The following is a 10,542-nucleotide window of genomic DNA, read 5'->3' as shown; positions in this document are numbered from 1 at the left end:
GGCCGGAGCCATTTGGTGCTGAACCAGTTTGTTGTGTGGCGCGAGGCGACAGACCGTGCGCGAGCCAAGCCCGGTCAGACCTTTGAGGGCGACACTTAGGCAGCCCACGATCGCCTGGCAAGCATGGCCAAACTGCGTGTGACCGCGGGCATATCGAGCTGCTTTCTTTGGTTACTTTCTTTGCAGCAGCAAAGAAAGTGACTGCCGCCCCGCACAGGGGCAACGCTAATAAACCAATAACAAAACGGGATCCGGCGAAAAAAAAAGCGCCGCAGGAAATAAAACCCACGACGCTCCAGCGTTGCCCAACGCAAAAAAACCTCACTTAGTCCAGCTATCCACCCGATCCCCATGCGCGCTGATCCAGGCATCAGCCGCCGCCTGCGGTTTCTCACCATTCTGCGTAGCAAGCATCACACTATCGATCTCGCCTGGCTTCCACTGAAACTTCTTCAAAAAGGCCACCACCTGCGGCGCCTTCTTCTCGAGATCAGGATTGACCACGCTATCCACGTGCTCGGCATCGCCGAAAACCTTCTTCGGATCTTCAAGGAATTTCAGCTTGTACTTGGCGAACATCCAGTGCGGCTTCCAGCCAGTCACGATGATCGGCTTGTTGGCCGCTTCCGAACGCGCCAGTTCCGCCGTCATCGCCGAACCCGAGCTCGGCAGCAGCTTGTAGTCGAGGTTGTAGGCCTTGATGGCCTCGCTCGTCTTCTGCATCACGCCCGCGCCCGCGTCGATGCCGACGATGCGCGAATCGAATTCCGCCTTCTTCGCTTCGAGATCCGACAGGCTGTTGACGTCGACATTCTCCGGCACGATCAGACCGATCTTCGCATCCTGAAAGTTCGGCCCCAGATTCACGACCTTCGACTTGAAGTTGTTCCAGTACGCGCCATGCGTGACCGGTAGCCACGCCGAAAGCGTCGCATCCAGATCGCCGCGCGCGACGCCCTGCCACATCACGCCCGCCGCCACCGGCACGAGCTGCACCGGATAACCCAGCTTCTTCTCGATGACTCGTGCCGCGACATTCGACGTCGCAACGCTATCGTCCCAGCCCTCGACGTAACCGATCTTGATCGTCGGCTTATCCGCGGCGCTTGCCATAAAGCTCGAAGCCAGGGCAGCGGTCATCGCCCCAAGTACGAGCATTCTTCTCATCGGTTTCATTTGGTTTCCCCTTTGCGGCCCCACGCCGTGTAGCGAACAGAATCACCAGCCAGAATTGGCCCGTAACGCACTTTTCCGACACTCAGTTGTCAAGAAACGACGCACCCCGATCAGGGTCCGAGGACTTCACTTATCGACGACGAGATCGCTCAAAGGCTTGCTGCAGCACAGCAGCACCATGCCCTGATCGATCTCGCGCTGACGAATGCCGCCCGCGTGCTTCATGCTCACTTCGCCGGACACGAGCTTCACCTTGCAGGTGCCGCACATGCCCTGCGTGCACGAAGAAGGCAGACGCACGCCCGCTTTCTTCGCGGCATCGAGCACGTGTTCGCCGCTGCCGCATTCGATGTCGCGCCGGCTCTTCGCGAAGCTCACCTTGAACCTCGTTTCGACTGGCGCGACTTCGATCGTCTCGATCGTCGAGATCGGTTCAATCGGCGCCGGTTCGAAACCGGCCGCTTCTTCACGCGCTTCGACGAAATCCGTCTGCGTCGCGAGCGCATCGGCGACATGCGCAGTCGTCAGCTCCGCCGCGACGTCTTCGACGACACCGAACGAGAAGCTCTCCTCGTGATAATGCTTGCGATCGAAACCACCTTCGTCGAGCAGGTCGCGCACCGCCTTCATGTATGGCGCAGGGCCGCACGTGAAGATTTCGCGCTCGAGAAAGTCCGGTGCGATCAGCTTGAGCAACGGCAGGCTCAGAAAGCCCGTCACGCCCGGCCAGCTCGTGCGCGCGCCGATACGCTCGCATACGAAGGACGTGCGGAAGTTCTTGTGATTCGACGCGATCAGATCGAGCTCGCGCGCAAAGATGATGTCGTCGGGCGTGCGCGCGCTGTGCACGAACACGATGTCGGCATCGTCGCCGAGCTCGTGATGCGCGCGGCTCATCGACATGAGCGGCGTGATGCCCGAGCCCGCCGACAGAAACAGGTACTTGCGCGACGGATGACGCGCGCACGTGAATTCGCCCGACGGCCCGAGCACGCGCACGGTCGAGCCCGCGACGACGTTATCGTGCAGCCAATTCGACACCTTGCCGCCCGGCACCCGCTTCACCGTGATGGAGATCGTGTGCGGGCGAGTCGGCGCGGACGAGATCGTGTAGCAGCGGTTGATCTGCTCGCCGTCGATATCGAGTTCGAGCGTGATGAATTGCCCCGGCTCGAATACGAACGTGCGCTCGCCGGGCGCATTGAAGAAAAAGCTCTTGACGTCGTGCGTTTCCTGCCGGACGTGACAGCAGACGAGCGTCTCGTCGGTGTCGCAGTCCCAGCGCACGGGCAGCGTTCCCCAGAATTTCGGCTGGGTCACGCGGCTTTCGGTCGGCTCGAACGTAGCCTGATCGCGCATCATGTTCTGCTCCTGCTACGACTGCTTTAGCGCATGAAGGAAACGACTTTCTCGCCGTGCGACGCATCGACGCCGTGTTGCGGCGTATCGGCGTAATCGGCAAGACGTCCGATGTACCACTCGCAAAACTTCTCGACGAGGCCTTCCGTGAACGGCGAATACGGACCCGGCTCGTACGCGTTGCTGGCGACGCCAAGCTGCGAATACTCGACGAGGGTGCGGTCCTGATCGTTCGTCGCGCGCCACACTGCCGTGAGGTTGTCGACGTCGTAATCGATGCCTTCGCGCGCATCCTTGTGCACGAGCCATTTCGTGCGCACGAGCGTTTCACCCGATGCAAGCGGAATCACGCAGAACGTCACGATGTGATCGCTCATGAAGTGATGCCATGAATTCGGCTGCGTCCAGAACGACAGCCCGCCCAGGTCCGCGCGCTCGAAACCGCCGAGCAGCTTCTTCGATGCGACCTTCGCGTCGAGCGTCTGCGATTCGCCTTCACGGTCGAGCGGCAGCCGTTGCGTGCGAAAGCCGGTGACGAGATCGGCGAGGCGTTCGATTTCGGCGGACGGCAGGCACATCGCTTCCCATTGCTTCGTGCGCTCTTCGACGGTCTTCTCGAACGCCGCCATGCCTTCCTCGTTGGCAGGCGAGCGCTGATAGCCGAAGCCATATTCATAGAGCGAAATGGTCAGTTCCGGATGGTTCGCGACGCAGTGATAGCACTCGCGATTGTTTTCCATCGTGAGCTTCCAGTTGCCTTTCTCGACGATGTCGATGCTCGCCGCGATCTTGCAGTCCTTCAGGCCATGCGGCGCAAGATACGGCTCCATCGCTTCGCGCATCACGGCAAAGTCGGCGGGCGGATCGTCGGCGAGGCAGATGAAAATGAGGCCGGCCAGATTCTGCACGTGCACTTTCTTCAGGCTGTGCTTGCAGCGGTCGAACTGGTCGCCCATATGCTCGGCAAACATCAGGTCGCCGGAGAGGTTGTAAGTCCAGCTGTGATACGGGCACACGATATTGCCGAGCGAGCCCTTCTCCTGATTGCACAGGCGCGCGCCGCGATGGCGGCACACGTTGTAGAAGGCGCGGATCTCCATGTCGTCGTCGCGCACGATCAGGATCGAATCGTGCCCGATCTCGATCGTGGTGTAGTCGCCCGGCTCGGGAATGTCCGGTTCTACGGCGACCTGAATCCAGGTCTTGCGGAAAATGGCATCGAGGTCGAGCGCGTGGATTTCTTCGCTCGTGTAGAACGGGGCCTCGAGCGTGTGGCCCTTTTTGCGGCGTTCGATCAAAGCGCGAACGTCTGCCGAAACTTTCATCGTGTGCTCCGTTTTGCGTCACGTCTGGTGCCCCGCCAAACACCTTTGAACGCGGGCTGCTGCTTTCTTGTGTGGGTCGCCCGGCTGGGCTGAAAATCAGTAATCGACGAGTTGATGCTCGCGCAAATACGCCAGAATCACTTGTGCTTTTTCGACGGAACTCCCTTCAATTACGACGCTGCCGCCGCGGCTTTCGGTCGTCGTCGCGCCGAGCATGCGCGCGTGGCCCGAGCGCTTCTCGGGCGCGGCCAGCTTCTTCGGCTTCGCCGTGATGGGGCCGACGTTCCATGCCGCAGCTTCCTTGTCGGCGGGGGCGCTCGCGGCGACCGGCGCGACGTGGCCTTCACGCATGCGCGCATACGCATAGCGCGGCGCGGCGTTGGCGAGCGGATGCACCGCGACGAGCGCGGGCAGCGTCGTGCGCACGCGGCGGCGCAAACCCTTCGGCATGAACTGGCGCACTTCCACGCCTTCCTGCGTCACGCTGACATCGACGGCCGCCCCGACGAGCGGAACGTTCAGCGCATCCGCGAGCTTGTAAGGCAGCGTGCCGCTGTCGAATGCGCCTTCGGCGCGCGTGCCGGTGAACACGAGGTCATAACCCGCGAGCCGCGCGCCGAGCGCGGCGCACGCGTCGCCTTGCGTGTTGAGCACTTCGACTTTCGGCGCGCCGAGCGCGAGATATTCGGCGAGCGCCGGATTCGCGGGATCGCCTGCGTGCAGCACGTCGAGTTGCGCGCGCTGCGCTTTGGCAATGTCGATGGCGATCGTCAACGCGGCCGCATCGTTGCGGCTGTAGCGCGCCGTGCCGCTGACGGGATGGCGGCCGGTGGAAACCAGAACGGCGATTTTCATGCTGCAACTCCTTCGGCCACGCGCGCGGTCTGCAGGATCGATGTGCCGTTGGCACGCGCGGCGCGCGCGGCGGCGGCGGCATCGGTCAGCGCCTTGATCGTTTCCTGTGTGTCCGCGACGATCGTAAGGTTCGCGCGCTTCGCAATCGGCGCGCTCGCATCGAGATTCACGGCGATCACGTGACGGCAATCCTTGATGCCCTGCAAGTGCTGCACGGCGCCCGAAATGCCGAACGCAATATACACGCTCGCTTCCACGGTCTTGCCCGTTGCGCCGATCTGCTTGTCGCGCGTGAACTTGCCATCGTCGACGGCGACGCGGCTCGCACCGATCGCCGCGCCCAGCGTGCCCGCAAGTGCCTCGAAAGCGGCGATGTCGGACACGCCGTTGCCCGCCGACACGATGAAGTCCGCTTCTTCCAGCGCGACCTGCGCGGCGTCCATTTCCTCGATGCCGAGATCGACGTACGCGCTCGCTTTCGATGCCGGCACGATACCCTCCGGATTCACCGCCTCGCCCGCGCCGACGAAAGGCAGCTTCGCATCGACGGCATTGGCTGCAAGCAGAACCACATCGGGCAATGCACGCGATGCGACCGCGCGCCCCGCATGCGCATACGACGCGGCATGCGCCGCATCGAGCTCGACGACGTGCGTTGCAATCGACGCGTCGGCGCGCGCGGCGTAACGGCGGCCGAGATCGCCGTCGCCGGTCGCGTTGTCGGGCATGAAGATCTGCGCCGGTGCGAAAGCCGAGACGCATGCCGTCAACGCCCGCACTTCTTCATCGGGCGCGTAGTTGCGCCGGTCGAACGCGGGCAGTTCGATGAAACGATCCGCGCCCAGCGCCGCGGCATCGTCCTTGAATTCGCCGAACGCGATCAGCACGACGTCGGTCTGATCGTCCGCGAGCAAGGCCGCGGCGGCGAGCGCCTGGCGCGCGTGATCGTCGAGCGCGCCGCGATCCGTATGCGCCGCGACGAGCAGCGAGCGTGTCGCGCGCTTCGTCGTGCGGCGCGGTTTCACCGCCTCCCTGTGACCGCCGTGCGTGAAATCCAGCACGACGCCGTTGCCGACTTCACCGAGCGTGATGCGCTTCAGCCCGGCGGCCGTAACGATGAAAGGCCGGCGCGGATCGATTCGTTTGATGTCGTTCATGGCTTCACTCCAGCGCTGCGGCGACGAGTTCCGCCACGTCGAGCACTTCGGGACGAGGACCGACCACGCCTTCCAGCATCGCGGTGCATTGCGGGCAACCGACCGCGACCACATCGGCGCTGACCGATCTCGCATCGGCGATGCGGATATCGGGAATGCGCTGCTTGCCGGGGATATCGGTCAGCGGCGCGCCGCCGCCACCGCCGCAGCAGCGCGCGCGCATGCCGTGACGTTCCATCTCGACGACCTTGATGCCGATGGTCTTCAAGAGCTTGCGCGGCGCTTCCGTTTCGCCGTTGTAGCGGCCGAGATAGCACGGATCGTGATACGTGATCTTCTTGTCCGCGAGCACGGCGGCGGCCTTCGGCGAGAGCTTGCCGCTCGCGACGAGCTCGGCCATGAACGCGGTGTGATGCTGCACTTCGTAATAGCCGCCGAGCGCGCGATATTCGTTGCGCAGGCTGTGCAGCACGTGCGGATCGGCCGTGACGATGCGGCGGAACTGGTACTGCGAAAGCGTGTTCATCAGTTTCGACGCGCATTGCTGGAACGTGGCTTCGTCGCCCAGACGGCGCGCCGTGTCGCCGGTATCCGTTTCGGCGCCGCCGAGCACCGCATAGTCGACGCCCGCCTTGTTCATCACCTTCGCCAGTGCGCGCAGCGTGCGTTGATAGCGCATGTCGAACGCGCCTTCGCCCGCGATCAGCAGCACATCCACCGGACGGCCCGGTTGCGCGACCTGCACTTGCAGATCCACCGACCAGTCATAGCGTGCGCCGATGTCGTAGCCGTTCTGACTGCCCGTCTCGCGCAGATTCGCGAGCGTGATCGGCCCCTTGCCCGGCACGCTGCCTTCGACGAGCGTCTGGTTGCGCCGCATGTCGACGATCGCATCGACGTGTTCGATCAGCATCGGGCACTCCTGCACGCACGCGCGGCACGTCGTGCAGGACCAGATCGTGTCCGCTTCGATCATCTGCGAGATGAGCGGCCTGGCCGGACCGCCCGTGTGCCTGCCGACGGGAATGCCGGGCGTCGGGCTGCCCGCGTATTGCGAGTCCGAGCCGCCGACCATGCCCACGACCAGATCCTGAATCAGCTTCTTCGGATTGAGCGGCTGACCCGACGCGAACGCGGGACACGCAGCTTCGCACTTGCCGCATTGCACGCAGGCATCGAAGCTCAACAGCTGATTCCAGCGAAACTCGACCGGCTTGCCGACGCCGTATTCCTTCGCATCCAGCACGGGCTTTTTCAGCGCGGTCGGCGGCACGACTTCCTGGTGCGTGTTCGCCCTGAAGCGCTCCTGACGCGGATGGAACGCGAGATGCAGCAGACCCGCCATCGCGTGCTTCATCGGGCCGCCCTGCGCCGCGCCGAAGGTCATCGTGTATGCGCCCGCGGCGATCAGCAGCGCGACGATGATCGCGAGCGCGCCGGACATCCACGATGCGGGCAGCAGCATGAACAACGCAAGGCCGAGCGCGAACGAGCCGAGCAGAAGCGGCAGGCTGTCCCACGGTCCATGCGACAGGCGCGCGGGCACGTTCTTCGCATGACGGCGCCGGTACACGAACACCGCGCCGGCGAGCATGATGATCGCCGCGAGGAAGATCGCGCGGTCGAGCCACGGCGAGTAGATCGCGAGGCCGTAGTTGATGAAGACGAGCGCCATTGCGGCAATCGCGCCGCCCGCGGTCGCCACGTGCGTCTTCGCGATATACGGGTCGCGCGCCACGACATGATGCAGATCGACGAAATAGCGCTTAGGGATGTTGAGCAGATTCGCCCATCCGTACGCGCCGGCCGCCGTCGCGCGCCCTTCGCGCCAATACGCTGCGCGCTTGAGCAGGGCGAACGCGAGGCCCGCCACCGAAAGCCACAGCAGCGCGGTGATGACAAACACGGGGTTCATCGTCGAATACCTCGTTAGAAGTCTTTGCAGAGGCGCAGCGAATCGTAGATCGCGCTGTGGATGTTGTGCATCGAGATGCAGTCGCCGACGCGAAACAGCAGGAAGCGCCCGTTGCCGAGTTCTTCGCTCAGGCACGGCTGCGGTTGCGATGCGAACAACGTATGCACATCGATTTGCCCGCGATTGAGCGACTCGGGCTTGAGCTTCCAGTAAAGCGCGTCGTTCGGCGTGATGCCGTTCTCGATCACGACCTGATCCACCGCGCGTTCTTCCTGCTCTTCCGTGTACTCGTTGCGGATGACGGCGATCTTCTTGCCGTCTTCGTCGTACACCTTGTCGAGCCAGTAGTTCGGCGTGTGGATCACGCCCTGCGCATAGAGGCGTCGATAGAAAATCGGGAACGTGGTGCCGCCGGTGTCGTCGGCGACCTTCACGTCCGGTGTGACGATCTCGACGTTATTGCCCTTCGACGCGATGAAGTCCGCGACGCCCGCGCCGGCATGCGTCGAGACGCCGTCATAGACGAGCACGTTCTTGCCCGGCTCGACCTTGCCCGAGAGGATGTCCCACGAGCCGACCGCGAGGCCTTGCTCGACGCCCCACGCGGGCACCTGGCCCGTGAACGACGAGCCGCCCGTCGCGAGCACGACGATGTCCGGCTTCTCGGCCATGATCATCTTGTCGTCGGCTGCGACACCGAGACGGCGATCGACGCCCAGACGCTTCGTCTCCATGTCGAACCAGCGCACGATACCGGCCATCTGCTCACGCTGCGGCGCCTTTGCGGCGAGCATGATCTGACCGCCGACGTAATCGTTCTTTTCGAACAGCACGACGTCATGGCCGCGCGAACGCGCGACGCGCGCCGCTTCCAGGCCCGCGGGGCCCGCGCCGACCACGACGACCTTGCGCTTCGGCCCGCGCGTCTTTTCGATGACATGCGGCATCGTCGCCTCACGCGAGGTCGCCGCGTTCTGCACGCACAGCACGTCGAGGCCGTTGTACTGACGGTCGATGCAATAGTTCGCGCCGACGCACTGCTTGATTTCGTCCTCGCGGCCATCGCGAATCTTGATGACCATGTGCGGATCGGCGATCTGCGCCCGCGTCATGCCGACGAGATCGACCATGCCGTTCGCGAGGAGGCGCTCGGCCTGACCCGCGTCACGAATGCTCTGCGCATGCATGATCGGCAGCTTCACGACCGACTTGATGCCCGCCGCGAGATGGACGAACGGCTCGGGCGGCAGCGCCATCGGCGGCATGCAGTTGGCGAGCGTGTTGTGCGTATCCGCGCCTGAGCCGATTACGCCAACGTAATCGATGAGGCCGCTTTCGGACATCGCCTGCGCGATCTCTTTCAGGTTCTCGTGAGAAAGCCCGTCTTCATGGAACTCGTCGCCGCACATGCGCAGGCCGACGCAGAAGTCCGCGCCCACTGCTTCACGTACGGCTTTCAATACTTCGGTGCCGAAGCGCAAGCGGTTCTCCAGAGAGCCGCCCCATTCGTCGGTACGAAAGTTGGTGCGCGGGCTCCAGAACTGATCGATCAGATGCTGGTGCGCCGCGGAGATCTCGATGCCGTCCATCCCCGCATCCTTCACGCGCTTGGCGGCCGCGGCGAAGTCGGCGATGATGCGCTTGATCTCTTCCACTTCGATGATCTTCGCGTTGCCGCGATGCACCGGCTCGCGCACGCCAGATGGCGACATCAGATGCGGCCAGTGCTCGCCGTGCCAGGCGGAACGGCGGCCCATGTGCGTCGCCTGGATCATGATGAACGCGCCATGACGATGCATCGCTTCGGCAAGACGCGCGAGCGGATCGATGACCTTGTCGGTCGCGAGGTTCACCGACTTCCACCAGCCTTGCGGGCTGTCGATCGAAACCGGACTCGAACCGCCGCACACGGCGAGGCCGACGCCGCCCTTCGCTTTCTCCTCGTAGTAGCGGATATAGCGGTCGCCGGGCAGGCCGCCCGGTTCGGCATAGACCTCCGCATGCGCGGTGCTGACGATGCGGTTGCGCAACGTGAGCTTGTTGAGCTGGAGAGGCTTGAAAAGGTTCGGGTAACGCATTGCGATCGACCTCGGAATGGATTTGCTTCGGTGCGTGGCGCTTACAGCGGCGACACTTCGAACACGCAATGATCGTGTCCCTCGGCGGCGCATTGCGTCTCGATCGACTTCGAGCGCGGGCCTTTCTTCGCGCTGTCGGGCGCAGTGTCGTTCACCCAGTCCATCGCGCCGGCGAACCAGCCCGCGAACATGTAGCAGAGCTTGCCCTGCTTGCCCGGCTGCTGGAGCACGAACGACGAGTGACGCAGATGGATGCGCGCATGCGAAGTCGCCGGATCGGCTTCGACGATGTCGAACAAGCCCCAGCCGCGCTGCGACAAACGCTTAAGGTAGTGCTCGAACACGGCCATGCCGCTGATGCCGTGCTTCTCGGCTTCTTTATCGCACCAGTGATACGCGGACTTGTAGCCGGCCTTGTACAGAATCTCCGCATACGCATCGCGGCCGAGCGCTTCCTCGACGGCGACGTGATTGTTCGTGAAGAAATGGCGCGGCACGTAGAGCATCGGCAGCGCATCGGTGGTCCAGACGCCGGTTTGCGGATCGACGTCGATAGGCAGTTGAGGTTGCATCGCAGGGTTCCTTGTATTTGTCGTTGGTGATCAGACGTTCCAGACTTCGCCGAAGAAGCGCATCCAGTTTTCGCCCATCACTTTCTTGATGCGCGACTCGCTCCA

8 protein-coding genes are annotated in these 10,542 nt (G+C 63.4%); all 8 read right to left on the bottom strand.

The window, feature by feature from the left end; translation table 11 throughout:
* Window positions 1-321: 321 nt before the first annotated feature.
* On the bottom strand, window positions 322-1,176 hold the full coding sequence (locus tag NCR38_RS13890; protein ID WP_061120803.1) for a glycine betaine ABC transporter substrate-binding protein: 855 nt from the start codon (window positions 1,174-1,176) through the stop codon (window positions 322-324).
* Window positions 1,177-1,302: 126 nt separating this feature from the next.
* Entirely contained in the window at window positions 1,303-2,538 is a 1,236-nt protein-coding gene (locus NCR38_RS13885; protein WP_061120802.1) for a hybrid-cluster NAD(P)-dependent oxidoreductase, read from the bottom strand.
* Window positions 2,539-2,561: 23 nt separating this feature from the next.
* Window positions 2,562-3,860 (bottom strand): SRPBCC family protein, encoded by a 1,299-nt coding sequence (locus NCR38_RS13880; RefSeq protein WP_061120801.1) that lies wholly within the window; start codon window positions 3,858-3,860, stop codon window positions 2,562-2,564.
* A 96-nt stretch (window positions 3,861-3,956) separates the two neighbouring features.
* Window positions 3,957-4,715, bottom strand: a complete 759-nt coding sequence (locus tag NCR38_RS13875) for a drug:proton antiporter (RefSeq protein ID WP_061120800.1) — start codon at window positions 4,713-4,715, stop codon at window positions 3,957-3,959.
* Window positions 4,712-5,872: an electron transfer flavoprotein subunit alpha/FixB family protein gene (locus tag NCR38_RS13870; protein ID WP_061120799.1), complete on the bottom strand. Its 1,161-nt coding sequence runs from the start codon at window positions 5,870-5,872 to the stop codon at window positions 4,712-4,714. Before NCR38_RS13870 ends, NCR38_RS13875 begins: the two co-directional genes overlap by 4 nt.
* Before the next feature lie 4 nt (window positions 5,873-5,876).
* Window positions 5,877-7,787 (bottom strand): (Fe-S)-binding protein, encoded by a 1,911-nt coding sequence (locus tag NCR38_RS13865; RefSeq protein WP_061120798.1) that lies wholly within the window; start codon window positions 7,785-7,787, stop codon window positions 5,877-5,879.
* A gap of 14 nt (window positions 7,788-7,801) precedes the next feature.
* Window positions 7,802-9,865 (bottom strand): NADH:flavin oxidoreductase, encoded by a 2,064-nt coding sequence (locus NCR38_RS13860; protein ID WP_061120797.1) that lies wholly within the window; start codon window positions 9,863-9,865, stop codon window positions 7,802-7,804.
* Between the two features lie 41 nt (window positions 9,866-9,906).
* A complete protein-coding gene (locus tag NCR38_RS13855; protein WP_061120796.1) occupies window positions 9,907-10,437 on the bottom strand; it encodes a DUF5943 domain-containing protein in 531 nt (176 codons plus the stop codon).
* Window positions 10,438-10,542: the final 105 nt, after the last annotated feature.

The sequence above is a fragment of the Caballeronia sp. INML1 genome, assembly GCF_023631085.1.
Lineage (GTDB): Bacteria > Pseudomonadota > Gammaproteobacteria > Burkholderiales > Burkholderiaceae > Caballeronia > Caballeronia turbans.
This window is presented reverse-complemented; position numbering and strand designations above follow the sequence as displayed.

Excerpts from the sequence above, each read along its gene's own strand:
- NCR38_RS13875 (WP_061120800.1), bottom strand. The coding sequence starts at position 4,715 with ATGAAAATCGCCGTTCTGGTTTCCACCGGCCGCCATCCCGTCAGCGGC.
- NCR38_RS13870 (WP_061120799.1), bottom strand. The coding sequence starts at position 5,872 with ATGAACGACATCAAACGAATCGATCCGCGCCGGCCTTTCATCGTTACG.
- NCR38_RS13855 (WP_061120796.1), bottom strand. The coding sequence starts at position 10,437 with ATGCAACCTCAACTGCCTATCGACGTCGATCCGCAAACCGGCGTCTGG.
- NCR38_RS13860 (WP_061120797.1), bottom strand. The coding sequence starts at position 9,865 with ATGCGTTACCCGAACCTTTTCAAGCCTCTCCAGCTCAACAAGCTCACG.
- NCR38_RS13890 (WP_061120803.1), bottom strand. The coding sequence starts at position 1,176 with ATGAAACCGATGAGAAGAATGCTCGTACTTGGGGCGATGACCGCTGCC.
- NCR38_RS13865 (WP_061120798.1), bottom strand. The coding sequence starts at position 7,787 with ATGAACCCCGTGTTTGTCATCACCGCGCTGCTGTGGCTTTCGGTGGCG.
- NCR38_RS13885 (WP_061120802.1), bottom strand. The coding sequence starts at position 2,538 with ATGATGCGCGATCAGGCTACGTTCGAGCCGACCGAAAGCCGCGTGACC.
- NCR38_RS13880 (WP_061120801.1), bottom strand. The coding sequence starts at position 3,860 with ATGAAAGTTTCGGCAGACGTTCGCGCTTTGATCGAACGCCGCAAAAAG.